Below are 25,896 nucleotides of genomic sequence, written 5' to 3' on the forward strand. Positions count from 1 at the left end.
ACTCCCATTCTTATGACCGCCACCACGGATACTCCTCAGTCAGAACTAATTTCAGCACCTAAGCACAGTGAGTTGATCTACCGTCTGGAGGACAGACCACCTCTGCCGCAAACCCTGTTTGCCGCCTGTCAGCATCTGCTGGCGATGTTTGTCGCGGTGATCACGCCCGCCATACTGATCTGTCAGGCGTTAGGGTTGCCGGCACAGGACACGCAGCACATCATCAGCATGTCGCTTTTTGCCTCCGGCCTTGCCTCCATTCTGCAAATTAAAACCTGGGGGCCCGTGGGTTCGGGCCTGCTGTCTATTCAGGGCACCAGCTTTAACTTCGTTACGCCCTTGATCATGGGCGGATTGGCGCTGAAAAACGGCGGCGCGGATGTTCCCACCATGATGGCAGCCTTGTTTGGTACGCTGATGGTCGCCTCCTGCACAGAAATTATTCTTTCCCGCTTCCTGCACCTGGCGCGCCGTATTATCACGCCGTTGGTATCGGGCATTGTCGTGATGATCATCGGCCTGTCTCTGATTCAGGTTGGCCTGACATCCATTGGCGGCGGCTACGCCGCGATGAACGACCATACGTTCGGCGCACCGAAGAATCTGTTGCTGGCGGGGATTGTTCTAATCGTGATCATTGTGCTGAACCGCCAGCGCAACCCCTATCTGCGCGTAGCGTCACTGGTGATCGCCATGGCGGTCGGTTATCTGGGCGCGTGGATCATGGGCATGCTGCCGGACAACATGCCGACGGCGGAAAGCTCGATCATCATGGTGCCGACACCGCTGTATTATGGACTGGGCTTTGACTGGAGCCTGCTCATCCCGCTGATGCTGGTCTTTATGGTGACCTCACTGGAAACGATCGGGGATATCACCGCGACCTCCGATGTATCAGAGCAGCCGGTCAGCGGGCCGAAGTACATGAAACGTTTAAAAGGCGGCGTACTGGCAAATGGCCTGAATTCCTGCCTGTCAGCGGTTTTCAATACTTTCCCGAACTCCTGCTTTGGTCAGAACAATGGTGTCATTCAGCTTACCGGCGTCGCCAGCCGCTATGTCGGTTTTGTTGTTGCACTGATGCTAATCGTTCTGGGTCTATTCCCGGCGGTGAGCGGCTTTGTGCAACACATTCCAGAGCCGGTTTTGGGCGGCGCGACAATCGTCATGTTTGGCACCATCGCGGCATCCGGCGTTCGTATCGTCTCTCGCGAGCCGTTAAATCGCCGCGCCATCATGATTATCGCGCTTTCTCTGGCCGTAGGGCTGGGCGTGTCGCAGCAGCCACTGATTCTGCAATTCGCGCCTGAGTGGATGAAAACGCTGCTTTCTTCCGGTATTGCCGCGGGCGGTATCACGGCAATCGTACTGAACCTGGTTTTCCCTCAGGAAGAAAAATAATATCAACCAGCGTAAATAGCGGCGCCTGACAGTAAGAAGCGACACGTGTGCAACACGGGTCGCTTTTTACTGTTTATAACTGCATTATCTATTGAGCCTTATAGGTAATTGCGGCATAAACTCACTATCTCTGACGATTGGCCTGGACAGACACAATGAAATTTTTCGGGAAATTGTTGCTGACGCTGTTTCTGCTGGCATTGCTGGCGCTGGTTGTTTTGTATGTATTACTGCAAACGGCATGGGCGGCAGGCTGGGTCAGCAACTGGGTGAATCAAAACACCCGCTATCAGCTTTCATTAGGTAAAATCAATCATGACTGGTCTTCACCCGACCATATTCAGTTGAAAGACGTGATTTTCGGCCGCAAGGATCAGCCTCCGACACTCTCCGCGCCTACCGTCTCGGCAGGCTTCAGCGCGCGTCAGATAACCGACCCACGTCACTTCTCCAGCCTGACGCTGGAAGGGGGCACGCTGGATCTGTCGTCGACAGACGTCACGCTGCCCGTCGAAGCAGACGTTTTACAATTACGTTCGATGGCAGTACGGGCACAAGACGGCGACTGGCATTTAAATGGTCAGATCATCAACGGCGGTATGACGCCCTGGCGGCCAGAAACAGGATATTTACTGGGCAAGCAGGGGCGCTTTCAGCTCAGCGCCAGTTCAATGCGCCTTAATGACATTCCCGCCAGTCAGGTGCTGATGCAGGGTGAAATCAACCACAACCAGCTTATTTTAAGTAATTTCGGCGCCGATGTCGCGCAAGGCCAACTCACGGGCAACGCCAGCCGGGATGAAGATGGCAGTTGGCAAATTGGTAATCTGCGACTCAGCAATGTTCGTCTGCAAACCCCACTAAACATGCGGGATTTTTGGGAGCCGGTGACCCACATCCCGTCAGTGACGGTCAATCGCTTTGATTTGATTGATGCCCGAATTGAAGGGCCGGGTTGGGCGTTTAACGATCTTGACGTGACGCTACAGGGCGTAACCTTTAAAAAAGGCGACTGGGAAAGCGAGGACGGCGAGCTGTCTTTCAACGCCACTGATATTGTCAACGGCGGCATGCACTTCATTGATCCTATCGTTAATCTGGCGCTCTCGCCGAACGGCGTGGGTATCAAACAGTTCACTACGCGCTGGGAAGGCGGCCTGCTGCGTACCAACGGCAGTTGGCAGCGCAGTAACCACCGTTTGCAGTTGGATGAATTCGTGGTGGCGGGCTTGGAATACACGCTGCCGGGCGACTGGCGTCAATACTGGCAAACGTCGCTACCGGACTGGCTGGCAGAGGTGAACCTCCGAAAATTCACGGCGAACCGCAACCTGTTGATCGACATCAACCCGGATTTTCCATTCCAACTTACTGCGCTGGATGGATATGGTCGCGATCTGACGCTGGCGCGTAATCATCAATGGGGTATTTGGGCTGGCAGTCTGAATTTGAACGCTAGCGACGCCACCTTCAACAGGGTGGATATCCGGCGTCCGTCATTGGCCCTGACAGCCAATGACGATCAGATTTCCATCACCGAACTCAGCACGTTTGTGCAGACGGGTCTATTGGAAGCCAAAGCCACTGTCAGCCAGCAACCCGCCCGTGCGTTTTCATTTACGATGACAGGACGTTCCGTTCCGTTGGTTATCTTGACGCGCTGGGGATGGCCGACATCACCTTCAGCCCCCACAGGCGATTCGAACCTGCAATTGCAGCTCAACGGACGACTCGCCGCCAGTACGCCGTTGAAGCCAACGCTGAATGGTTCGCTTCAGGGCGTTGACGGCAACGGGCAACCCATCAATCAGCAAATGGACCAGGGCGAATTGACCCCTGCCGCACAATAGGCAGATAAGCATGGGTGATGGCGGCCACGCCATCACCGTATTTCAGACCCGCCCCCACCCTGTTCCAGCGGTACTTCGGGATGCGCGGGTAAAACAATATAAACGCCCTCAAACATCGCGCCTTTTTTCTCATCGCCGAACAGATCCACATTCAGTTGCACCCTGGCTTTGCGTCCGCGGGCGAGACGATCCAAATCACCGCTCAGTGAGCCAAGGTCGGCAATCGCGCTGGGCCTGCCCGTCACTGGCGTGCTGTAACGAATATGCGCATCGGCCAGAATAATCGTTCCCCCCAAACGTCTTTCGCGCAAAAGCAGCCAGATCAATCCCCAGCCTGTGAGCGTGGCAAGCGAAAACATACTCCCGGCAAACAAGGTGTGATGAGGATTCTGGTTACCTGCTTCCGGCATGGTAGTAATAAATTTCTGCCCGGTATACTGGCTAATGCGTACACCCATTTTTTCACTTAGCGGAATGTGCTCATACCAGGCCTGCTGCAACTGACCGCACCAATCCGGGCGATGTAAAATATCATCCAGCGTCTCAACCGGTTTAATCATCAGAAAATGTCTTATCGGCGTGGTCTGTGGCACGGTGATTTCCCCCTGATCGACAAAACCCAGCTTGGCGAAGAAACCCTTGGCGTCCTCACGCGCGCTACAGACCACCCGTTTTACGCCTTCCTGACGCGCCACCGATTCCAGGGTCATGGCCAGCAATGTCCCCAACCCTTTTCCGCGAACCCCTGGATGCACCGCTAAAAACCGGATTGCCGCTTCATTATCGGCATTGATAGAGAGACGTCCTATCGCCACCAGCCGCCCTTGTTCATCAACCACCGTCTGGTGATGCGCCAGCGCGTCATAAGCGTCACGCTCAGAGCCAAGCGGCTGATGCAGCGGTCTACGCAGCATCTCCCAGCGGAATTGGTAGTACGCATCAAGTTCTTCCGCGCTTTCAGGTACTCTCAGGTGATACATGACCATGCCTCATTGAAACTTTTCCTCATTAAAACCGTGCATTACTTAAATCACGCCTCATCAAAAAATACATTATACCTGTAGCCAGAATGTCACCGGACCATCGTTAACCAGTGCAACTTTCATGTCTGCGGCAAAACGCCCTGTTTCCGTATGAATGGCCCGTTCACGGCACTGCCCGACAAAATACTGATAGAGCCGATCGGCTTGCACAGGGGTAGCGCCACGGGAAAAACCGGGGCGCATTCCCTTCTGGGTATCGGCCGTCAGCGTAAATTGTGATACCACTAATACGCTGCCCTCCGCCTGGATGACATTAAGGTTCATTTTACCATTTTCATCAGCGAACACGCGGTAACCCAGAACCCGTTCGCAAAGCCGCTCAGCCTTTTGTTCATCATCGCCTTGCTCAACGCCCAGCAATACCAGCAATCCTTGCCCAATCTCACCAATAATCGCATCGTCCACGGTGACATTGGCACTGGATACCCGCTGAATTAACGCGATCATAGAACGTTTTCACTCCTGTTTTTATGACATTGGCAGAACTCATCGCAGCAATGTACGATGACTCCGATCAACAACGGCTCACACGCCGGACGCCGCTGACTGAGTGGCAAAAAAGTCAGGGATCACCTGACGGTCGGTCACCAGAATGCTGCGGATCCCCAGCGCCTGGGCAGCAGCAACATTGGCAGGGTTATCATCAAAAAAGATGGCTTGTTCCGGTGTGACACCTTCCTGCGTCAGCACATGCTGGTAGATAGCCGCTTCGGGCTTACGCAAACCGATATTTTGCGAGAGATAAAGACGGTCGGCCGCATTCTCCACCTCAGGAAACAGGTTAGGCCAATGATTGCAGTGCAGACGATTGGTATTGGAAAGGATCACGGCACGATGCCCATTTTTCCGCAGCTGCTGCATAATCGCGATTACCTCCGGACGCAACGCCACAAAAATAGCCTGCCATCCTGCGGAAAACTGCTCAAAGCTCAGCAAAATGCCCATTTCACCACATAATCGAACGGCAAATTCTTCATCACTGATTTCACCGCGTTCATGCTGTTCAAACGCCTCCCCAATGACAAAACGCTCTTTCAGCGTCGCCAGCGGCGCGCTGCTCAGCTTACTCCAGACACCTAATACCCGGTTGAAATCAATATCGATGACGACATTGCCCAAATCAAAGATATAAAGCATGGCCTCTCCTCATGATGTAACCGTTGGTTTTTCACTGTAGCGGGAAATCGCAGAACTGAACAGGGAGGATAAGCAGGAAAAAAATGGAAGCAAAGGTATAAAAAATGTAAGCAGGAAAACGCCACGCGTGAATAGGGCACCCGAAGGTGCGCTATTCACAAAAGAAATGACTGATAAAAATCAGCTCTCTTTAGGACCGCGGCTAGCGCGTTTACGATCGTTTTCCGTCAGATGGCGCTTACGAATACGCACGGACAATGGCGTAACTTCAACCAGTTCGTCGTCATCAATAAACTCCAGCGCTTGTTCCAGAGACATTTTGATGGCCGGAACCAATGTTGTCGCTTCATCCGTACCCGAAGCACGCATGTTGGTCAGCTTCTTACCGGTCAGACAGTTTACCGTCAGATCGTTTGAGCGTGAGTGAATACCGATAATCTGGCCTTCATACACTTCCGCACCGTGACCCAGGAACAGTTTACCGCGATCCTGCAAACCGAACAGGGCGAACGCAACCGCTTTACCCTGACCGTTTGAGATCAGAACACCGTTCTGACGTTGACCGATTTCCCCCGGACGCACGTCATCATAGTGGCTGAACGTGGAGTACAGCAGACCGGTGCCGGACGTCATGGTCATGAACTCAGTACGGAAGCCGATCAGACCGCGTGCCGGGATCAGGTAATCCAAACGGATACGACCTTTGCCGTCAGGAATCATGTCCCTAACATCGCCTTTACGCTCGCCCATAGCTTGCATAACGGCACCCTGATGCTGTTCTTCGATATCCAGCGTCACGTTCTCGAATGGCTCTTGCATACGGCCATCAATTTTGCGATTGATCACTTTCGGACGGGAAACCGCCAGCTCAAAACCTTCACGACGCATGTTTTCGATCAGAACCGACAGGTGAAGCTCACCACGGCCTGAAACGCGGAACGCATCGGCATCTTCGGTTTCTTCTACGCGCAGCGCGACGTTGTGCACCAATTCTTTGTTAAGACGCTCAAGGATCTGACGAGACGTCACATACTTACCTTCTTTACCGCAGAATGGCGAAGTGTTGACGTTGAAATACATGGTCACGGTGGGTTCATCAACAGAGAGCGCCGGCAGAGCTTCAACCGCGTTCACATCACAGATGGTATCGGAAATGTTCAGTTCGCCCAGACCGGTGATAGCAATGATATCGCCCGCTTCGGCCAGGCTAGCTTCGATACGCTCCAGACCCATATGGGTCAGCACCTTACCGACTTTACCGTTACGGGTTTTGCCTTCGCTATCAATGATAGTAACCTGCTGGTTAGGTTTAACTTTACCGCGTTTGATACGGCCGATACCGATAACACCCACGTAGTTGTTATAGTCTAATTGAGAAATCTGCATCTGGAACGGCGCATCAAGCTCTACTTGCGGCGCAGAGACATGGTCAACGATCGCCTGATACAGCGGGGTCATGTCTTCCGCCATATCATTGTGGTCGTTACCCGCGATACCCATCAGCGCGGAAGCGTAGATGATTGGGAAATCAAGTTGCTCATCCGTTGCATCCAGATTCACGAACAGGTCGAACACCTGATCGACAACCCAGTCAGGACGGGCGCCGGGACGGTCAACCTTATTGATCACCACAATCGGTTTCAGACCATTAGCAAATGCTTTTTTAGTCACGAAACGGGTCTGCGGCATCGGACCATCCATCGCGTCAACGACTAACAGCACCGAGTCAACCATCGACATTACGCGTTCTACCTCACCGCCGAAGTCGGCGTGCCCTGGGGTATCCACAATGTTAATGCGGTAGTTTTTCCAATTAATGGCGGTATTTTTGGCGAGGATGGTAATCCCACGCTCTTTCTCCAAATCGTTGGAGTCCATTACACGTTCGGTTGCTTCAGTACGTTCTCCGAAAGTTCCGGATTGTTGCAACAACTTATCGACCAGGGTGGTTTTCCCATGGTCAACGTGCGCAATAATGGCGATGTTACGCAAATTTTCGATCACAGCTTTGCCTCAGGCATTTAGAAATAGCGCGCTATTGTACACGGATTAATCGAGGGACTAAACAAGATCACAAGCATCAATGATAAACAACTGATGACTGCCAGCTTTGTGATCCCTTTCGCGGTGCAAAAGCGCTACAAGCGCAAATTATTGCACTATTATAGTGCTACGATTTACAAGAAAGCACCAACATGGTGCTACACGCTATAATGGTGCAGTGGTTTTCAGGCGAAAAGCCCCCAAAGGGCAACACATTGCTCGCATTTAAAAAGTTGGCACACTTTTAGCTTTAGTCTACGCACGGTAACAACATCAATCCATAATGATATTCGTTCCACGACGATAAATGACAATCGGGAGAACCAAGTATGTCCGTAGAACATGTTTTGACGATGCTGAATGAACATGAAGTGAAGTTTGTTGATTTGCGCTTCACCGATACCAAGGGCAAAGAACAGCACGTCACTATTCCAGCTCACCAGGTTAATGCTGACTTCTTTGAAGAAGGTAAAATGTTTGACGGTTCCTCGATTGGCGGCTGGAAAGGTATCAACGAATCCGACATGGTATTGATGCCGGATGCCACCACTGCGGTTATCGACCCTTTCTTTGAAGAAACCACGCTGAATATTCGCTGTGACATTCTCGAACCCGGCACGATGCAAGGTTATGACCGCGATCCGCGTTCTATCTCTAAGCGGGCCGAAGATTTCCTGCGCTCTTCCGGTATTGCCGATACCGTCCTATTTGGACCAGAACCTGAATTCTTCCTGTTTGATGATGTGCGCTTCGGCAGCAGCATCTCCGGTTCTCATGTCACTATTGACGATATTGAAGGCGCCTGGAACTCCAGCAAAGAATATGAAGACGGCAACAAAGGTCATCGTCCGGCAGTCAAAGGCGGATACTTCCCGGTTCCTCCGGTTGATTCATCACAGGACATCCGCTCTACCATGTGTCTGACTATGGAAGAAATGGGCCTGGTGGTTGAAGCGCATCACCACGAAGTTGCAACCGCAGGTCAGAACGAAGTAGCTACCCGCTTCAACTCCATGACCAAGAAAGCCGACGAAATCCAGATTTACAAATACGTTGTGCATAACGTCGCTCACGCATTCGGTAAAACCGCAACGTTCATGCCGAAACCAATGTTCGGCGATAACGGTTCCGGTATGCATTGCCATATGTCGCTGTCCAAAAACGGGACAAACCTGTTCTCTGGCGACAAATACGGCGGCCTGTCTGAAACCGCGCTGTTCTACATTGGCGGAATCATCAAACACGCTAAAGCCATCAACGCCCTGTCCAACCCGACCACCAACTCTTATAAGCGTCTGGTTCCGGGCTACGAAGCACCGGTAATGCTGGCTTATTCCGCACGTAACCGTTCCGCTTCTATCCGTATTCCGGTCGTTGCCAGCCCGAAAGCGCGCCGCATTGAAGTCCGTTTCCCGGACCCGGCCGCTAACCCATATCTGGCATTCTCCGCGCTACTGATGGCTGGCGTTGACGGTATCATCAACAAAATCCATCCTGGCGATGCAATGGATAAGAACCTATATGATCTGCCGCCGGAAGAAGCCAGTGAAATCCCAACCGTTGCAGGCTCTTTGGAAGAAGCGTTGAACGCACTGGATGCGGACCGCGAGTTCCTGACCCGCGGTGGCGTATTCACTGATGACACGATTGATGCCTACATCGAACTACGTAAAGCAGAGAATGATCGTGTTCGCATGACGCCGCACCCGGTTGAGTTTGAACTGTACTATAGCGTGTAATCAAAAACCGTGATTAGCCGTACAATGACACAGTAGCGCGATCGTGCTGACGTTTGGGCTACTGACAAAATCAATGTTCAGTCTGTTTTTAGTGACGAGCTATTGCTCGTCACCCCATCCATGGGGTTCGCCCTACAGACTAACGCTTTGCATTATTAAAAAATTTTTCCTGAAAATTTTTTGTTGCCGTGGAAATTTTTCAGCCCATCTAAAGATGGGCTTTTTTCTCCACGAGCTCTGAAATTACAACATCATATACACTACTATGCACTGATAGGGTGCGGGAGTCTGCGTTATGGCAACAGGCACGCTGCCCGATGCTGGGCAGATCCTAACTTCTTTAATTAACAGCATATTACTGCTGGATAGCGATCTGGCGATTCACTATTCCAACCCAGCGGCACAACAATTACTGGCACAGAGTTCTCGTAAATTATCAGGTACGCCTTTGCCTGAATTGCTGGGATATTTTTCTCTGAATATAGATTTGATGCGTGAGAGTCTGGATTCAGGGCAAGGTTTTACGGATAACGAAGTGACCATCGTCGTGGACGGCAAAGCGCATATTATGTCGCTCACCGCGCAACGGGTGCAGAATAACTTCATTTTGCTGGAGATGGCACCGATGGATAACCAACGCCGTCTCAGCCAGGAACAGCTCCAGCATGCTCAGCAACAGGCCGCCCGCGATCTGGTAAGAGGATTGGCACACGAAATAAAAAATCCACTGGGTGGATTACGAGGCGCTGCGCAATTGCTCTCTAAAGCACTTCCCGATCCGGCGCTGACCGAATACACCAAAGTGATCATTGAGCAGGCGGACCGCCTGCGTAATCTGGTTGACCGCCTGCTTGGTCCTCAGCAGCCCGGCCTGCATGTCACCCAAAGTATTCATCAGGTGGCGGAACGGGTATGTCAACTCGTTTCTCTGGAAAAGCCGGACAACGTGACGCTGGTGAAAGATTACGATCCCAGTCTGCCAGAGCTCACTCACGATCCAGACCAGATTGAGCAGGTCTTACTGAACATCACGCGTAATGCGCTACAGGCGTTAGGTGAAGAAGGCGGTACCATCACTTTGCGCACTCGTACCGCATTTCAGCTCACCTTACATGGCGTGCGTTATCGCCTTGCTGCGCGCATTGATGTCGAAGACGACGGCCCCGGCGTGCCGGCCCAGTTACAGGACACGTTGTTCTACCCGATGGTGAGCGGCCGGGAAGGTGGTACTGGTCTGGGGTTGTCCATTGCGCGAAGTCTTATCGATCAACACTCCGGTAAAATTGAATTCAACAGTTGGCCAGGTCATACCAAATTTTCGGTTTATCTGCCCATTCGCCAGTGAGGTTCACAATGCAACGAGGGATAGTCTGGATTGTCGATGACGATAGCTCCATCCGTTGGGTGCTCGAACGTGCACTCACTGGTGCGGGCTTAACCTGTGCAACATTTGATAACGGAAACCAGGCTCTGCACGCGTTGGCAACGCAAACGCCAGACGTACTGTTATCCGATATCCGTATGCCGGGAATGGATGGACTGGCGTTACTGCAACAGATAAAGCAGCGTCATCCTATGCTGCCAGTCATCATTATGACCGCGCATTCCGATTTGGATGCCGCGGTCAGCGCCTATCAGCAAGGTGCGTTTGACTACTTGCCGAAACCTTTTGATATCGACGAAGCCGTCGCGTTGGTCGAGCGTGCTATTAGTCATTATCTGGAACAGCAGCAGCCCGTTCGTAGTCAACCGATTAGCGGCCCGACAACCGATATCATCGGTGAAGCGCCCGCCATGCAGGATGTGTTTCGGATCATTGGCCGCCTGTCGCGTTCCTCTATTAGCGTACTGATTAACGGTGAATCCGGCACAGGGAAAGAACTTGTGGCACATGCCCTGCACCGCCATAGCCCGCGCGCCAAGGCACCTTTTATCGCCTTGAATATGGCGGCAATTCCAAAGGATTTAATCGAATCGGAATTGTTTGGCCATGAAAAAGGCGCATTCACCGGCGCCAATCAAATTCGTCAGGGGCGCTTTGAGCAGGCCGATGGCGGTACGTTGTTTCTTGACGAAATCGGTGATATGCCGCTTGATGTTCAAACTCGCTTATTGCGCGTGCTGGCTGACGGTCAGTTTTATCGGGTTGGCGGCTACGCTGCCGTTAAGGTGGATGTGCGAATCATCGCGGCTACGCACCAAAACCTTGAACTACGGGTACAAGAAGGTAAGTTTCGTGAAGATCTTTTTCACCGTCTGAATGTGATTCGCGTTCACCTGCCGCCGCTGCGCGAACGCCGGGAAGACATTCCCCGCCTGGCTCGCTATTTTTTACAGGCAACGGCCAGGGAATTGGGTGTCGAACCTAAAAATCTACATCCAGAGACGGAAACGGCGCTTACACGACTGCCGTGGCCGGGTAACGTTCGCCAGCTGGAAAATACCTGCCGCTGGTTAACCGTCATGGCTGCCGGACAGGAAGTGCTGATCCAGGATTTGCCACCTGAGCTGTTTGAAACCACCGCACCTGACTCCACAGTGCAGATGCTACCGGACAGTTGGGCAACCCTGTTAGCGCAGTGGGCGGACAGAGCGTTGCGCTCCGGTCATCAAAATCTGCTGGCTGAAGCGCAACCCGAGATGGAAAGAACCTTGCTCACCACCGCATTGCGCCACACTCAAGGACATAAGCAAGAAGCAGCTCGGTTATTGGGATGGGGAAGAAACACCCTGACGCGTAAGCTGAAAGAACTGGGGATGGAGTGAGTAATAGGACTTGTGCATTCACGTGCACAAGTCCTTGCGCGGAATATTGGTCATAACGGACGGCATCGAATCAAGATAAACCGTCAAGATACGCCCCAGAAGCAAGCCGTTTTGAATCGCTTGCGACCCCACGGAAAGCGAATAGCGGCAAGCAGCAAATGTTAGCGTGAAAATACAATCCGGCGCACGAAATTTTCATGAATTTGTTCTTTACTTGCCGCTTGCCAGCAGTATGATCGTGTCGCTGATTCGGGAGGAGTACCATGCTGGATTCATTAATTTCCGTAGTGACACACAGCGCTGAATTGAGCTCAGCGGCGAGCCATACACCGCAAACAGCGATCGCCGCTATCCTGTGTGCCGCTCTGATTAACTTTTTTAGTTAATACGCCGCCACATCAACGATCGGTGTCCTTACTAAAAAGGTTTCACCATAAAAGACAGTCGCATCATTGCGACTGTCTTTTATCAGATTACCCGTGAGAACTGCTGCGTCCGTATCTTGTCTCGAAGGTAACTATCGAAGGACATGCAGATATTGCGGATTAGCAGACGCCCCTTCGGCGTAACCACAATCCCGTCTTCCTGTATGTCCACCAGCCCATCAACCGCTAATGGCGCCAACTGCTGCAAATCCTGTGCGAAATAGGACTGAAAATGGATATCATAATCCGCTTCAATCGCCTGGTAGTTTAGCCGGAAATTACAAATCAGCATTTTAATGACATCGCGGCGAATGCAATCGTCCTGCGTCAACTGCAACCCGCGCCATAGCGCATTTCCTGAGTCTCTAACTTGAGCGTAGTAGCGTTTCAGTTCCTTTTGGTTTTGGGCATAACTGTCACCGATCATACTGATCGCCGATACGCCCATTCCCAGCAAATCACAGTCTCCCTGAGTCGTATACCCCTGGAAATTGCGGTGCAGCATTCTTGCCCGCTGCGCCATCGCCAATTCATCTTCCGGGCGCGCGAAATGATCCATACCGATAAATTGGTAACCGGCTTGCGTCAGAGTACCGATAGTCTGCTGCAAAATTTCCAGCTTCTGTCCTGCATTCGGCAAATCGGCCTCCTTGATTTTCCGCTGGGCCGCAAACATGCTGGGTAAATGCGCATAGTTAAACACACTGAGGCGATGCGGACTCAGTTCAACCACGCGCTGTAGCGTCAACGCAAAGCTTTCAGGCGTCTGCTTTGGCAAACCATAAATCAGATCAATATTGGTTGACGTAAAACCCAGTGATTTCGCTCTCTCAATCAACGCAAAAATGAAGTTTTCATCCTGCTCACGGTTTACTAATTTCTGTACTTCTTTGTTAAAATCCTGCACCCCCATGCTCAGGCGATTAAATCCTTCGGCTCGCAGGTGATCGAGAACATCCAGCTCAATTTCGCGAGGATCGATCTCCAGCGACAGCTCAGCCCGATGTGAAAACGAAAAGTGTTCATGCAGCAGCCGCATAAGGCGACCGATCTGCGCTTTATTCAGGTAGGTTGGCGTACCGCCGCCCCAATGCATTTGCATCACCGTTCGCCCAGCAAACAGCGGCGCTCGCTGACGAATTTCCAGTTCCAGCACATCGAGGTATTCATCCGCTTTATGCCGCTGGCGCGTGACCAGCTTATTACAGCCGCAGAAGTAACATAGACGGTGGCAAAAAGGGATATGGATATACAGCGAGAGCGCTCGCTGTGGATAACGCGCGATAGCCTGCTGAAAAGCAGGTTCGTCGAACCGTTCACTAAACTCCAGCGCGGTAGGATAAGAGGTATAACGAGGCCCGGAATAATCATATTTTTGAATCAGGGCTAAATCCCAATCAACTGCGTGTACGGACATGCTGCTCACTCCTTCCAGTCTTTTATTGGCGGGCGTATCCTTGTCTCTCCCCTACGGATCGCCGTTTGTTGGAAGACCCACCCGCTCCCATCCCTGAGACTTGCCCTCAAAGGGCCGCCATAAATGGCGTTTAAAAACGCTGCCGACGCTTTTTTCTGGTCAAACGCATCGCTGATGATGACAGACCATTCAGAATCGTATGGTGTAATCGTTTTTTTCGTTTCGACAGAAACCATAATTTAACTAACAGACAAAACAGATAAAGCGTAACCAGTAGTATTAATAACAGAACAAACCATTTCATCGATCAGAATGCATCTTTCGGGTTATTGCGCTTTAGAAGTTGCAGCATATCTTCCCGTTGCTCTCCGTCGTCATCGTCATCACGCAGTTCGATGCCCAACTGTTCCATCAACATATCAATACGAGCCAGCGTTTCATCAACCCATGACTGCTCTTTAGCGCTCAACGTTTCGCCATTATCCAGACGATCCAACAAGGCGTCCAGACGGGGATCGCTCTCCAGCATAGCAAGTTCTTCCTCGGGCGGCATCGTGAGGGAGGTGAGCGTTTCTTTGACTGTTGCGACAGATTTAGATTTTGTCGCTACGGTTTCCTGCCCCCTCAATGGAATGGGTTTTTTGCTGCCAATACGAGGATCGGCGGCTCTGCGCTGTCCTTCCGTTCCGTTTGACTGTCCTTTTTCCTGAGCGCGACTACCCGCAGCATGACCACGATGTTTTTTCTGGCGCTTCCTGTCGCGTGCTTCCCGATCCAGTTCTTCACGGGATTTTCTTTTAATTTTGGGTTTGGCGGACCCTTTAACGGTATAACTCATAATGTTGCTCTCAGGTACACAATTGATGGGAATTGCGGCGGAATCTAGCAGAAAGCCCGGCAATAAAAAAGTGCTCACATAGACCGATAATGGTTTTCGTTATTTCAGGTCAAACGTAGTTGGGACAGATAAAACCGCCTTTATCGTCAGTTACAGGTATAATCCCCAACCAGACAGAGATCCAGAAAGAGACCATCATTGTGACCCAGCAATATAACTACCACATGACGCATTTTATCATCAGCGCCCCGGATATTCGCCATCTGGCAACAGATAGCGGTATTGAAGTTGCCTTTGCTGGGCGCTCTAACGCCGGAAAATCCAGCGCACTGAATACGCTGACCAATCAAAAAAATCTGGCGCGCACCAGTAAAACACCGGGAAGAACGCAGCTCATCAACCTGTTTGAAGTTACAGAAGGCGTTCGTCTGGTAGATTTACCCGGTTACGGTTATGCCGACGTGCCGGAAGCCATGAAGCTCAAGTGGCAGCGCTCGCTGGGAGAGTATCTTCAGAAACGTAATAGTCTGAAAGGACTGGTCGTACTGATGGATATCCGCCACCCGTTGAAAGACCTCGATCAACAAATGCTACTGTGGGCGGTCGATGCACGGCTTCCGGTACTGGTTCTACTGACCAAAGCTGACAAACTGGCATCGGGCGCGCGCAAAGCTCAACTTAACATGGTGCGTGAAGCCGTACTGCCATTCATGGGGGATATTCAGGTAGAAGCTTTTTCTTCACTGAAAAAACTGGGCGTCGACAAACTGCGCCAAAAACTTGATAACTGGTTCAGTACACTACCGCATAGCGAAGAGGAATTAAAAGAATAAAACCAAGTAAAAACACATAATTAGTGTGAAATATCCTCCGCACTACAACCTATATTCTTCTGACAAAAATATCACACATTGCGCGATATACCAGCTAATCCTGAAAGCGCCCGATAAAAAAATCGTCAGGAGCGATTACCTAGCGACAGCCCGGTAGGGAAAGTCATCAGGTATGAAGACGAATAAAAAAAACGCCCCGGTCATTTCTGACCAGGGCGGCTAAATTCAGCCAAATCCGATTACGTGAAGTAAAAGGTCTGAAAGATAGAACATCTTACCTCTGTACCCTACGTCTTTAACTCTACCCTATTTCTTCATCGGAACAAAGTTTTTTTGTTGTTTAATTTCATGAAAATTGGCGACCAATTACACAAAGTTAAACTATGTCACACAATTCTGTCATTTAATTACAGAAATATGTGATCCACAATAACCTAATGTGCTTCATCCCAGTTCATGCCGGTTCCAATATCGACCCGTAGCGGAACATTGAGTTGCATACACCCTTCCATCAACTCTCTGATTTTACTTTTAGATTCTTCCAGAACCGAATCTTGAATCTCAAAAACCAATTCATCGTGAACCTGCATGATCATATTCACGAGCGGCTTATCCTGTTGTAACCAGTCATCAATCGCGATCATCGCTTTCTTGATAATGTCGGCTGCCGTCCCCTGCATCGGGGCGTTGATAGCCGCGCGCTCCGCCGCCTTACGAGCCATTGCGTTACGAGAACGAATGTCCGGTAAATAGAGACGGCGACCATCCAGCGTGGAAACATAGCCCAGCTCCGCAGCCTGCTGGCGGGTACGATCCATGTATTCCTGAACACCGGGGTAGCGTTCAAAATACAAGTTCATGTATTTCTGTGATTCATGGCGGGGAATGTTCAACTGGCGCGACAGCCCAAATGCACTCATTCCATATATCAGGCCGAAATTAATGGCTTTTGCGCTACGACGCTGTTCCGACGTCACCTTATCCAGCGCAACGCCGAAGACTTCCGAAGCCGTGGCACGGTGAATATCCAGCCCATCAGAGAACGCGCTCAGTAAACCTTTATCGCCGGAAAGATGCGCCATAATGCGCAGCTCAATCTGCGAATAGTCCGCGGCAACAATGCTGTATCCCTTCGGGGCGATAAAAGCCTGGCGGATACGGCGCCCTTCTTCGTTACGCACCGGAATATTTTGCAGGTTGGGATCGCTGGATGACAGACGACCGGTCGCCGTCACCGCCTGATGATATGAAGTATGCACTCGCTTGGTTGCCGGATTAATCATCAACGGCAGTTTATCGGTGTAAGTAGACTTCAGCTTCGCCAGCCCGCGATACTCAAGGATCAGCTTCGGCAGCGGATAGTCCAACGCCAATTCAGCCAACACTTCTTCATTGGTGGAAGGCGCGCCTTTTGGCGTTTTTTTCAGGATAGGCAACTTCTGCTTTTCGTAGAAAATGCCTTGAAGTTGCTTTGTCGATGACAAATTGAACTCTTCGCCAGCCAGTTCGTAGGCCTCCGTTTCCAACCCGACCAGACGAACCGTCAATTCTTTAGAGTGCTCAGACAGAATCACGGGGTCAATCAACACCCCAGCCCGTTCCATTCTGGACAACACGGGCACCAATGGCATATCGATGGTCTGAAATACCTGGCGCAGTTCAGCCTGCTGTTGTAATTTCCCCCACAATTTCTGATGCAGATGCAATGTGACATCCGCATCTTCCGCTGCATACGGGCCAGCTTGCTCCAGCGCGATCTGATTAAATGTCAGCTGATTTTTGCCCTTGCCGGCAATCTCCTCAAACGTGATCGTTTTATGATGCAAGTACCGTTCAGCGAGGCTATCCATATCGTGACGTCCGGCAACGCTGTCCAAGACATAAGACTCGAGCATGGTATCAAACGCGATGCCACGTAATTCGATGTCATAGCGTTTCATTACACCTTTATCAAATTTGAGGTTCTGACCGACCTTCAACCGTTTTTCGTCTTCCAACAGTGGTTTAAGCAACGCCAATACCCGATCGCGATCCGGTTGTGCTGGCGCATCCAAATAATCATGGGCCAATGGCAGGTAAGCGGCCTCACCCGGTTTTATCGAAAACGACAGTCCAATGAGGTTGGCGGTCAGTGTATCCAACCCATCTGTTTCGGTATCAAAGGCAAAAACATCGGCATTTTTTAACCGCTCAATCCATTCCAGCAGCGTCTTTTCATCCATGATGGTGACATAGCCATCAGCAGAAAGTACCGACACCGTTTCTGTCTCGCCGACATGTTTTTCCGCTGTTTTGACAACCTTCGGTGCCGGTGAACGACTTTTTTTGTCTTGCAGCCAGGTGCCAGATGCAATATCGGACAGCCAACGCTTGAACTCATAACGGGAAAATAAACGGTGCAGTTCATCGATATCCGGTTCTTTGACCGTCAACTGCTCACATTTCAGGTCAAGCTCAACATCCGTTTTAATCGTGGCAAGCTGATAGGAAAGGTACGCAACCTCTTTATTTTTTTCGAGCTTAGGGGCTATCGTTTTGGCACCACGAAATGAAAGCTTAGCGATCTTGTCCAGATTGGCATATAACGAATCCAGACCACCGATGCCCTGTAGCAGCGCTTGTGCCGTCTTCTCACCAATACCGGGAACGCCGGGAATGTTATCGGACGAGTCTCCCATTAACGCAAGGAAATCAATAATCAGCGCTGGTGGAACCCCGTATTTTTCACATACTTCGTGCGGGCCGAGGATAGTGTTGTTCATGGTGTTGATAAGCGTCACGTTCGGCGTGACCAACTGCGCCATGTCTTTATCACCGGTGCTAATCAGCACGGGCGTTCCGGCTTTCTCTGCCTGCAAAGCCAACGTACCAATTACGTCGTCCGCTTCCACGCCGGAAACAGCAAGCAATGGCAACCCCATTGCCTTGACCATCTGGTGCAAAGGCTCAATCTGTTCGCGTAAATCATCCGGCATCGGGGGACGATGCGCCTTGTAGCTTTCGAATAACTCATCACGGAATGTCTTGCCTTTCGCGTCAAATACCACCGCAACATGGCTGGGGCGGTATTGCAGCAACAAACTGCGAAGCATGTTTAACACGCCATACATCGCACCGGTTGGCTCCCCTGCACTATTTGTTAACGGTGGGAACGCATGATAAGCACGGTACAAATAGGATGAGCCGTCTACCAGGATAAATGGGGGTTCTGCAATCTGAGCCATAGCCTGTTGTAATCTTTGTCAACTGTCATAACGCTAAGCATGCCATAGCTGAAGGAAAGAGACGATCCTTAACGTAAGGTATTCATCATTTTTGCATGGGCCATCGCAAGATCCATCTGTGGATAAGTTTGTGAATAGAATTGAGAAGCTAATTATCAATAGGCCTGACAGGAAATTTGATAATATTTATATCCATATTATTCATGTAGTTATGTAGATCTTGATTCAGATCAAGTATCAATAAACGACAATCAATTTTGTGGATATAAATTAATTGATAAAATATTAATGAAATAAGCGGATTAGTTTGAAAGATAAAAAGGATGAGGCCCGATGAATAAAACCACGCCGATAAAATCAGCGTGGTTTATTTACCACTTATTTCTTGTCGATAAGGAATTTCGCAACATCAGCATACTGTTTTACGTACGCATCCATAGAGCTGGTATCCAGGCCGTCATTCTTAATCATATATTTGCCATTAACAAACATGGCTGGAACACCGCGTAATTGTAAATCTGCCGCCGCTTTTTCCTGTTGAGCAACCAGAGATTTCACAACAAAGCTATTTAACGCACCATCAAATTCTTCCGCACTGACACCGGCGCTGATAAAAACTTTCCGAATATCGTCAGGACTTTTTACGGTCTGTGTTTTTTGAACCGCCTCAAACATTAGTGGGCTAACTTTATCTTCTACGCCCAATGCCATGGCCACCGCCCAGGCTTGAGTCAGGTTTTTACCCAACGGACCTAAAAAGTCAACATGATAGCGAGTCATTTTTGTCCCAGCGGGCAGTGCTTTTTTTACTGCTTCCGGGATACGGTAAACCTGCGCAAATTGATAACAATGCGGGCAATAAAATGAGAAGAATTCAAGAACTTGAGGTTCCTGAGTGGCAGGTCTATCCAGTTCGACAAATTGCTTACCATTGGAAAATTCAGCCGCCGAAGCGCTAAATGACAGAACAACACCAATCAGCGCAAACCATAATTTTTTCATAAAATACACTCTCTCCATTTAATTTCAGTACATTGGCATTAGCTGCAAAGGGGGCTCCTGTAACAGCCTAACCTGTTCGGTAAATATTGATGTCTGCTTAAGCCAAAAATCAGCATCAGTCATCCAGGGGAAATTTCGAGGAAAAGCGGGATCTTCCCAACGGCGCGCAACCCAGGCCAGATAATAAACCTGTCTCATTGCACGCAAAGGTTCGATTAATGCCAACTGACTATCCTGAAATTCAGCAAACTCACTGTAGGCCTCTAACAAAATATCCAGTTGTACGCGTTGTTCATGCCGCTCTCCATGCAGTAACATCCATAAATCCTGTATTGCCGGGCCATTACGCGCGTCATCCAAATCCACAAATAGCGGACCGTCACGCCACAAAATATTGCCCGAATGGCAATCACCATGTAAACGTAAAGAATGCCAATCAGTACGCCAATAAACTTCAACTGTATCAATCAGCTTTTTGGTTGCCTGTAAAAAAGCATGTCGATGTGTTTTTGATATTAATGGACAACGTTCCAACAACTGGTAGGGCACATGCAAATACTCCTTCAACCCGATTGTTGGCCGCACTGAAAAAGAAGATTTGCTGCCTGTTTGATGAATTCTACCTAAGAATCGGCCAACCCACTCCAACTGCTCTTCATTATCCATTTCATATTGCCGTCCACCGACGCTGGGAAAAACGGCAAAATGAAACCCTTTATAAAAATGCAGAGTATGACCATTTAGCGTTAATGGGGCGACAACGGGCACTTCATCTTCAGCGAGTTCGTGGGCAAACGCATGCTCTTCAAGGATTTGCGCTTCAGTCCATCGCTCCGGGCGGTAAAACTTCACAACGAACCGCTTCCGTTCCTCATCTGTAAATTGGTATACCCGGTTTTCATAGCTATTTAAGGCAGTCAAACCTGAATCGACACGCAATCCGGTATCCAACAAGGCATCCATGATCAATTCAGGGAACAACGTCTGAAAATTAAAAACTGAGCTGTTCATAACAACCACTATCAGTATGTAAGTTCAATTATGTGCATTTATCAGCATCTGAAGTACGTTATCGTTTACCGCATTAATCTTTAATAACGCCACGCGCACGAAGTAATGCGGTTTTGAAATCGTCTTCATAGTCTTTTTTCAAACCAGGAATCACCTGCTCTTTATCAGAGTCACGCATTTTTAGATGGTAAATAAGGATATCATCTGTCAGCTCACTAAACTGCCCCTCAAACCCCGCCTCCTGTGCAAGTTTTTGTAAAAATTGCACAAGATTCAAATCGGGCTCTTTTTGCCAGGCCGGGTGTAACATTTCGACCAGCTCATCAACGCGATGACATTTCATTTTTTTATCCTCAGGACGTTAACATTACGACAAAAATAACAGTCTTGGTTGTATGTTGAAAGAACTTGGTCTTCAGTAAAATTTTTCAGAAAATAACGTATGATTCAGGTAACAGGGGCAAAAAATGATCACAGGTGTCATTCTGGCTGGCGGACAGTCAACGCGGATGGGCGGCAGAGATAAAGGACTGTTGGAGCTTCATGGTATACCGCTATACCAACACGTTCTTGAACGTCTGAGAAATCAGGTTGACGAGATCATCATTAGTGCCAACCGCAATCAACCTGTTTATCAACAAAGCGGATGTAAGGTCGTCAGTGACATTGAGAAAGGTTTTGCCGGCCCATTGGCCGGAATCCTCACCGGAATGCAGATGGCAACATCGGAGTGGGTCATCTTTGTTCCCTGTGATGTCCCCGGACTCCCTTTGGATCTTGTCCATCGCCTATGGAAAGACAAAGAGGGAAAAAATGCGGCCTATGTTACAGACGGGCATCGAGATCATCCAACGCTATTGTTAATCAACCGGTGCTTTATAGAACCGTTAAAAAACTATCTTCGCAGCGGAGACCGTAAGCTGATGCTTTTTATCGAACAGATAGGCGCCAAAGCGGTTTCATTCGCCGATCAACCAAACGCACTCCTCAACCTGAACTCACCGGAAGACTTATCTAACTGGCAGAGACACCATAATGGATGTTAATCCTCCTCCTTTGCTCGCCATTGCAGCCTATAGCGGTACGGGAAAAACAGCGCTACTAAAAGAAGTTATCCCCCTTTTGGTAAAAAATGGCGTCAGAGTTGGCTTAATCAAGCATACACACCATCAAATGGATATTGATACTCCCGGCAAAGACAGCTACGAGTTACGCAAGGCTGGGGCAGAACAGACTATCGTTGCAAGTAACCAACGATGGGCGTTGATGACAGAAACACCGGAACAGAAAGCACCTGATTTATATGAGTTAGCCAGAAAAATGGATGCTTCTGTTCTCGATCTTGTCTTGGTTGAAGGATTCAAACATGAAAAAATCACTAAGATCGTCTTGTTTCGCCAATCTTTAGGCAGAGAACTTACTGATCTGATTGATGAACATGTGATTGCTATCGCTTCAGACACAAAAGTAGAAACATCCATGCTTCCACAGTTAGACCTTAATCAACCTGAGGAAGTAGCCCTGTTTATCAGACAGTGGTTATTACAGACAAAACAAGGCAACGTTCGCTTCCAGAAGCACTTCTCATAACCGGCCTCAACGCAAAAAGCCCCATGCTTTCGCATGAGGCCTTCTGTTTTATTTGATGCCTGGCAGTTCCCTACTCTCACATGGGGAGACCCCACACTACCATCGGCGCTACGGCGTTTCACTGCTGAGTTCGGCATGGGGTCAGGTGGGACCACCGCGCTATCGCCGCCAGGCAAATTCTTTTCCGTCCCGACCGTCATGCGCCTTTCCTCTCGCACAACCACCAGAACCTATCACGGAACAAGCTGACTATCTCTTCTCTCTCAAAACACCTTCGGCGTTGTAAGGTTAAGCCTCTCGGGTCATTAGTACTGGTCAGCTCAACGTATCGCTACGCTTACACATCCAGCCTATCCACGTCGTCGTCTTCAACGGCCCTTATGGGGACCTAAAGTCCCAGGGAAGACTCATCTCGAGGCAAGTTTCCCGCTTAGATGCTTTCAGCGGTTATCTCTTCCGCACTTAGCTACCGGGCAATGCAATTGGCATCACAACCCGTACACCAGCGGTGCGTTCACTCCGGTCCTCTCGTACTAGGAGCAACCCCTCTCAGTCTTCCAACGCCCACGGCAGATAGGGACCGAACTGTCTCACGACGTTCTAAACCCAGCTCGCGTACCACTTTAAATGGCGAACAGCCATACCCTTGGGACCTACTTCAGCCCCAGGATGTGATGAGCCGACATCGAGGTGCCAAACACCGCCGTCGATATGAACTCTTGGGCGGTATCAGCCTGTTATCCCCGGAGTACCTTTTATCCGTTGAGCGATGGCCCTTCCATTCAGAACCACCGGATCACTAAGACCTGCTTTCGCACCTGCTCGAGCCGTCACTCTCGCAGTCAAGCCAGCTTATGCCTTTGCACTAACCTCCTGATGTCCGACCAGGATTAGCTGACCTTCGTGCTCCTCCGTTACGCTTTGGGAGGAGACCGCCCCAGTCAAACTACCCACCAGACACTGTCCGCGACCCCGCTCAGGGGCCCACGTTAGAACATCAAACATTAAAGGGTGGTATTTCAAGGTCGGCTCCACGCAGACTGGCGTCCGCATTTCGCAGCCTCCCACCTATCCTACACATCAAGGCTCAAGGTTCAGTGTCAAGCTATAGTAAAGGTTCACGGGGTCTTTCCGTCTTGCCGCGGGTACACTGCATCTTCACAGCGAGTTCAATTTCACTGAGTCTCGGGTGGAGACAGCCTGGCCATCATTACGCCATTCGTGCAGGTCGGAACTTACCCGACAAGGAATTTCGCTACCTTAGGACCGTTATAGTTACGGCCGCCGTTTACCGGGGCTTCGATCAAGAGCTTCGCCTTGCGGCTGACCCCATCAATTAACCTTCCGGCACCGGGCAGGCGTCACACCGTATACGTCCACTTTCGTGTTTGCACAGTGCTGTGTTTTTATTAAACAGTTGCAGCCAGCTGGTATCTGCGACTGGTCTCAGCTCCGTCCGCGAGGGACTTCACCAAATCCAGCGTGCCTTCTCCCGAAGTTACGGCACCATTTTGCCTAGTTCCTTCACCCGAGTTCTCTCAAGCGCCTGAGTATTCTCTACCTGACCACCTGTGTCGGTTTGGGGTACGATTGCGTGTTACCTGGTGCTTAGAGGCTTTTCCTGGAAGCGTAGCATCGGTTACTTCGCCACCTTGGTGGCTCGTCGTCACGCCTCAGTGTTAATGACGACCCGGATTTTCCAGGGTCATCCACCTTCACGCTTAAACCGGGACTACCGTCGCCCGGCCAACCTAGCTTTCTCCGTCCCCCCTTCGCAGTAACACCCAGTACAGGAATATTAACCTGTTTCCCATCGACTACGCTTTTCAGCCTCGCCTTAGGGGTCGACTCACCCTGCCCCGATTAACGTTGGACAGGAACCCTTGGTCTTCCGGCGAGCGGGTTTTTCACCCGCTTTATCGTTACTTATGTCAGCATTCGCACTTCTGATACCTCCAGCAGCCCTCGCAGGCCACCTTCGCAGGCTTACAGAACGCTCCCCTACCCAACAATATCGCTATTGCTGCCGCAGCTTCGGTGCATGGTTTAGCCCCGTTACATCTTCCGCGCAGGCCGACTCGACCAGTGAGCTATTACGCTTTCTTTAAATGATGGCTGCTTCTAAGCCAACATCCTGGCTGTCTGGGCCTTCCCACATCGTTTCCCACTTAACCATGACTTTGGGACCTTAGCTGGCGGTCTGGGTTGTTTCCCTCTTCACGACGGACGTTAGCACCCGCCGTGTGTCTCCCGTGATAACATTCTTCGGTATTCGCAGTTTGCATCGGGTTGGTAAGTCGGGATGACCCCCTAGCCGAAACAGTGCTCTACCCCCGAAGATGAATTCACGAGGCGCTACCTAAATAGCTTTCGGGGAGAACCAGCTATCTCCCGGTTTGATTGGCCTTTCACCCCCAGCCACAAGTCATCCGCTAATTTTTCAACATTAGTCGGTTCGGTCCTCCAGTTAGTGTTACCCAACCTTCAACCTGCCCATGGCTAGATCACCGGGTTTCGGGTCTATACCCTGCAACTTAACGCCCAGTTAAGACTCGGTTTCCCTGCGGCTCCCCTATTCGGTTAACCTTGCTACAGAATATAAGTCGCTGACCCATTATACAAAAGGTACGCAGTCACCCCCCATTAAGAGAGGCTCCCACTGCTTGTACGTACACGGTTTCAGGTTCTGTTTCACTCCCCTCGCCGGGGTTCTTTTCGCCTTTCCCTCACGGTACTGGTTCACTATCGGTCAGTCAGGAGTATTTAGCCTTGGAGGATGGTCCCCCCATCTTCAGACAGGATGTCTCGTGTCCCGCCCTACTCATCGAACTCACCGTCTGTGCCTTTTCGTGTACGGGGCTGTCACCCTTTGTTGCGCGACTTTCCAGACGCTTCCACTAAGGCACAAACTGATTCAGGTTCTGGGCTTCTCCCCGTTCGCTCGCCGCTACTGGGGGAATCTCGGTTGATTTCTTTTCCTCGGGGTACTGAGATGTTTCAGTTCCCCCGGTTCGCCTCGTTTGACTATGGATTCATCAAACGATGATGCACTAGTGCACCGGGTTTCCCCATTCGGGTATCGTCGGGTATTACGGCTCATATCGCCTTGCCGACGCTTATCGCAGATTAGCACGCCCTTCATCGCCTCTGACTGCCTAGGCATCCACCGTGTACGCTTAGTCGCTTAACCTCACAACCCGAAGGTGTCTTTGATTCTTCAAAGCCTCTTCGCGCCGTGATTATTGAGAGACTCTGATGCGACCGCCTTTTTATCGCTAAAGACTCATGCCGCCGCATCGTTTCAATTTTCAGCTTGTTCCAGATTGTTAAAGAGCAAAATACTTCGCAGCATACTGTCGCCAATACGCTCTGAAGTCTTTTTAATGGTGGAGCTATGCGGGATCGAACCGCAGACCTCCTGCGTGCAAAGCAGGCGCTCTCCCAGCTGAGCTATAGCCCCAAATCAGTCATACCTCTCTCCACTCGCTTAGCCGACGAAAGGTTCGTTGCGAGTAGCCCTGCTGTGCGCAAACGCACATGAGCAACGCAGCAGCGAAGATTTCAAGGATAAGTAGAG

Annotated in this window: 20 protein-coding genes, 1 tRNA gene and 2 rRNA genes; 9 read left to right on the forward strand and 14 right to left on the reverse strand. The window is 50.3% G+C overall.

Features of this window, described 5'->3' with window-relative positions; all coding sequences use genetic code 11:
• Positions 1-12: 12 nt before the first annotated feature.
• Together EH207_RS17535 and EH207_RS17540 are read left to right on the forward strand one after the other, a co-directional pair.
• Positions 13-1,401 carry a nucleobase:cation symporter-2 family protein gene (locus EH207_RS17535; protein WP_137715125.1) on the forward strand — a complete coding sequence of 463 codons (1,389 nt, stop codon included), beginning with the start codon at positions 13-15 and terminating at the stop codon, positions 1,399-1,401.
• 155 nt (positions 1,402-1,556) lie between these two features.
• The gene (locus tag EH207_RS17540) at positions 1,557-3,251 is read left to right on the forward strand and encodes an AsmA family protein (RefSeq protein ID WP_137715126.1); all 1,695 of its coding nucleotides are present in this window, start codon (positions 1,557-1,559) and stop codon (positions 3,249-3,251) included.
• Positions 3,252-3,283: 32 nt separating this feature from the next.
• Here the strand turns inward: EH207_RS17540 and fabY are convergent, their stop codons facing one another.
• The 4 genes from fabY to typA all read right to left on the reverse strand — a co-directional run bounded on the left by fabY (position 3,284) and on the right by typA (position 7,435).
• A complete protein-coding gene (gene fabY / locus EH207_RS17545) occupies positions 3,284-4,231 on the reverse strand; it encodes a fatty acid biosynthesis protein FabY (protein WP_137715127.1) in 948 nt (315 codons plus the stop codon).
• 72 nt (positions 4,232-4,303) lie between these two features.
• On the reverse strand, positions 4,304-4,741 hold the full coding sequence (gene dtd, locus EH207_RS17550) for a D-aminoacyl-tRNA deacylase (RefSeq protein ID WP_137715128.1): 438 nt from the start codon (positions 4,739-4,741) through the stop codon (positions 4,304-4,306).
• A 78-nt stretch (positions 4,742-4,819) separates the two neighbouring features.
• The gene (gene yihX, locus EH207_RS17555) at positions 4,820-5,431 is read right to left on the reverse strand and encodes a glucose-1-phosphatase (RefSeq protein WP_137715129.1); all 612 of its coding nucleotides are present in this window, start codon (positions 5,429-5,431) and stop codon (positions 4,820-4,822) included.
• Between the two features lie 180 nt (positions 5,432-5,611).
• Complete coding sequence (gene typA / locus EH207_RS17560) at positions 5,612-7,435, reverse strand: ribosome-dependent GTPase TypA (RefSeq protein ID WP_137715130.1); 1,824 nt, start codon at positions 7,433-7,435, stop codon at positions 5,612-5,614.
• 368 nt (positions 7,436-7,803) lie between these two features.
• On the opposite strand from typA, the gene glnA reads away from it, so the two are divergent.
• From glnA to EH207_RS17580, 4 genes are all read left to right on the forward strand, one after another.
• Positions 7,804-9,213 (forward strand): glutamate--ammonia ligase, encoded by a 1,410-nt coding sequence (glnA, locus tag EH207_RS17565; RefSeq protein ID WP_137715131.1) that lies wholly within the window; start codon positions 7,804-7,806, stop codon positions 9,211-9,213.
• Positions 9,214-9,508: 295 nt separating this feature from the next.
• Entirely contained in the window at positions 9,509-10,558 is a 1,050-nt protein-coding gene (glnL, locus tag EH207_RS17570; protein ID WP_137715132.1) for a nitrogen regulation protein NR(II), read from the forward strand.
• Positions 10,559-10,566: 8 nt separating this feature from the next.
• Positions 10,567-11,979 carry a nitrogen regulation protein NR(I) gene (gene glnG, locus EH207_RS17575; RefSeq protein ID WP_137715133.1) on the forward strand — a complete coding sequence of 471 codons (1,413 nt, stop codon included), beginning with the start codon at positions 10,567-10,569 and terminating at the stop codon, positions 11,977-11,979.
• Positions 11,980-12,242: 263 nt separating this feature from the next.
• A complete protein-coding gene (locus EH207_RS17580) occupies positions 12,243-12,365 on the forward strand; it encodes a YshB family small membrane protein (RefSeq protein ID WP_137715134.1) in 123 nt (40 codons plus the stop codon).
• An 82-nt stretch (positions 12,366-12,447) separates the two neighbouring features.
• Here EH207_RS17580 and hemN read toward each other — a convergent pair whose 3' ends face one another.
• Both hemN and yihI read right to left on the reverse strand, forming a co-directional pair.
• A complete protein-coding gene (gene hemN, locus EH207_RS17585) occupies positions 12,448-13,821 on the reverse strand; it encodes an oxygen-independent coproporphyrinogen III oxidase (RefSeq protein WP_137715135.1) in 1,374 nt (457 codons plus the stop codon).
• Positions 13,822-14,128: 307 nt separating this feature from the next.
• Positions 14,129-14,659, reverse strand: coding sequence for a Der GTPase-activating protein YihI (gene yihI, locus EH207_RS17590; protein WP_137715411.1), 531 nt, complete (start codon positions 14,657-14,659; stop codon positions 14,129-14,131).
• Positions 14,660-14,859: 200 nt separating this feature from the next.
• Between yihI and yihA the strand changes: the two genes are divergently transcribed.
• Positions 14,860-15,492 carry a ribosome biogenesis GTP-binding protein YihA/YsxC gene (gene yihA, locus EH207_RS17595; RefSeq protein ID WP_137715136.1) on the forward strand — a complete coding sequence of 211 codons (633 nt, stop codon included), beginning with the start codon at positions 14,860-14,862 and terminating at the stop codon, positions 15,490-15,492.
• 225 nt (positions 15,493-15,717) lie between these two features.
• Here the strand turns inward: yihA and spfP are convergent, their stop codons facing one another.
• The 5 genes from spfP to EH207_RS17615 all read right to left on the reverse strand — a co-directional run bounded on the left by spfP (position 15,718) and on the right by EH207_RS17615 (position 21,072).
• Positions 15,718-15,765 carry a small protein SpfP gene (gene spfP / locus EH207_RS18690; protein WP_071892919.1) on the reverse strand — a complete coding sequence of 16 codons (48 nt, stop codon included), beginning with the start codon at positions 15,763-15,765 and terminating at the stop codon, positions 15,718-15,720.
• Positions 15,766-15,926: 161 nt separating this feature from the next.
• Positions 15,927-18,716, reverse strand: a complete 2,790-nt coding sequence (gene polA / locus EH207_RS17600; RefSeq protein ID WP_137715137.1) for a DNA polymerase I — start codon at positions 18,714-18,716, stop codon at positions 15,927-15,929.
• Between the two features lie 378 nt (positions 18,717-19,094).
• Positions 19,095-19,718, reverse strand: coding sequence for a thiol:disulfide interchange protein DsbA (gene dsbA, locus EH207_RS17605; protein ID WP_137715138.1), 624 nt, complete (start codon positions 19,716-19,718; stop codon positions 19,095-19,097).
• A 24-nt stretch (positions 19,719-19,742) separates the two neighbouring features.
• On the reverse strand, positions 19,743-20,729 hold the full coding sequence (locus EH207_RS17610) for a serine/threonine protein kinase (protein ID WP_137715139.1): 987 nt from the start codon (positions 20,727-20,729) through the stop codon (positions 19,743-19,745).
• A 73-nt stretch (positions 20,730-20,802) separates the two neighbouring features.
• Positions 20,803-21,072, reverse strand: coding sequence for a YihD family protein (locus EH207_RS17615; RefSeq protein WP_137715140.1), 270 nt, complete (start codon positions 21,070-21,072; stop codon positions 20,803-20,805).
• A gap of 124 nt (positions 21,073-21,196) precedes the next feature.
• Between EH207_RS17615 and mobA the strand changes: the two genes are divergently transcribed.
• Together mobA and mobB are read left to right on the forward strand one after the other, a co-directional pair.
• The gene (gene mobA / locus EH207_RS17620) at positions 21,197-21,775 is read left to right on the forward strand and encodes a molybdenum cofactor guanylyltransferase MobA (protein WP_137715141.1); all 579 of its coding nucleotides are present in this window, start codon (positions 21,197-21,199) and stop codon (positions 21,773-21,775) included.
• Positions 21,765-22,319 carry a molybdopterin-guanine dinucleotide biosynthesis protein MobB gene (gene mobB, locus EH207_RS17625; RefSeq protein WP_137715142.1) on the forward strand — a complete coding sequence of 185 codons (555 nt, stop codon included), beginning with the start codon at positions 21,765-21,767 and terminating at the stop codon, positions 22,317-22,319. The genes mobA and mobB overlap by 11 nt, the downstream gene beginning before the upstream one ends.
• 57 nt (positions 22,320-22,376) lie before the next feature.
• Here the strand turns inward: mobB and rrf are convergent.
• The 3 genes from rrf to EH207_RS17640 all read right to left on the reverse strand — a co-directional run bounded on the left by rrf (position 22,377) and on the right by EH207_RS17640 (position 25,779).
• Positions 22,377-22,492: ribosomal RNA gene (gene rrf, locus EH207_RS17630) — 5S ribosomal RNA — on the reverse strand.
• A 111-nt stretch (positions 22,493-22,603) separates the two neighbouring features.
• Positions 22,604-25,509, reverse strand: a 23S ribosomal RNA gene (locus tag EH207_RS17635).
• Between the two features lie 194 nt (positions 25,510-25,703).
• Positions 25,704-25,779 (reverse strand) — tRNA-Ala (locus EH207_RS17640).
• Positions 25,780-25,896 lie beyond the last annotated feature (117 nt).

This window comes from Brenneria rubrifaciens (assembly GCF_005484945.1).
GTDB classification, from domain to species: Bacteria; Pseudomonadota; Gammaproteobacteria; order Enterobacterales; family Enterobacteriaceae; genus Brenneria; species Brenneria rubrifaciens.

Bases quoted from the DNA above. Each gene is read 5' to 3' on its own strand.
- EH207_RS17535 (WP_137715125.1), top strand. From the start codon at position 13: ATGACCGCCACCACGGATACTCCTCAGTCAGAACTAATTTCAGCACCT.
- EH207_RS17540 (WP_137715126.1), top strand. From the start codon at position 1,557: ATGAAATTTTTCGGGAAATTGTTGCTGACGCTGTTTCTGCTGGCATTG.
- fabY (WP_137715127.1), bottom strand. From the start codon at position 4,231: ATGTATCACCTGAGAGTACCTGAAAGCGCGGAAGAACTTGATGCGTAC.
- dtd (WP_137715128.1), bottom strand. From the start codon at position 4,741: ATGATCGCGTTAATTCAGCGGGTATCCAGTGCCAATGTCACCGTGGAC.
- yihX (WP_137715129.1), bottom strand. From the start codon at position 5,431: ATGCTTTATATCTTTGATTTGGGCAATGTCGTCATCGATATTGATTTC.
- glnA (WP_137715131.1), top strand. From the start codon at position 7,804: ATGTCCGTAGAACATGTTTTGACGATGCTGAATGAACATGAAGTGAAG.
- glnL (WP_137715132.1), top strand. From the start codon at position 9,509: ATGGCAACAGGCACGCTGCCCGATGCTGGGCAGATCCTAACTTCTTTA.
- glnG (WP_137715133.1), top strand. From the start codon at position 10,567: ATGCAACGAGGGATAGTCTGGATTGTCGATGACGATAGCTCCATCCGT.
- EH207_RS17580 (WP_137715134.1), top strand. From the start codon at position 12,243: ATGCTGGATTCATTAATTTCCGTAGTGACACACAGCGCTGAATTGAGC.
- hemN (WP_137715135.1), bottom strand. From the start codon at position 13,821: ATGTCCGTACACGCAGTTGATTGGGATTTAGCCCTGATTCAAAAATAT.
- yihI (WP_137715411.1), bottom strand. From the start codon at position 14,659: ATGAGTTATACCGTTAAAGGGTCCGCCAAACCCAAAATTAAAAGAAAA.
- polA (WP_137715137.1), bottom strand. From the start codon at position 18,716: ATGGCTCAGATTGCAGAACCCCCATTTATCCTGGTAGACGGCTCATCC.
- dsbA (WP_137715138.1), bottom strand. From the start codon at position 19,718: ATGAAAAAATTATGGTTTGCGCTGATTGGTGTTGTTCTGTCATTTAGC.
- EH207_RS17610 (WP_137715139.1), bottom strand. From the start codon at position 20,729: ATGAACAGCTCAGTTTTTAATTTTCAGACGTTGTTCCCTGAATTGATC.
- EH207_RS17615 (WP_137715140.1), bottom strand. From the start codon at position 21,072: ATGAAATGTCATCGCGTTGATGAGCTGGTCGAAATGTTACACCCGGCC.
- mobA (WP_137715141.1), top strand. From the start codon at position 21,197: ATGATCACAGGTGTCATTCTGGCTGGCGGACAGTCAACGCGGATGGGC.
- mobB (WP_137715142.1), top strand. From the start codon at position 21,765: ATGGATGTTAATCCTCCTCCTTTGCTCGCCATTGCAGCCTATAGCGGT.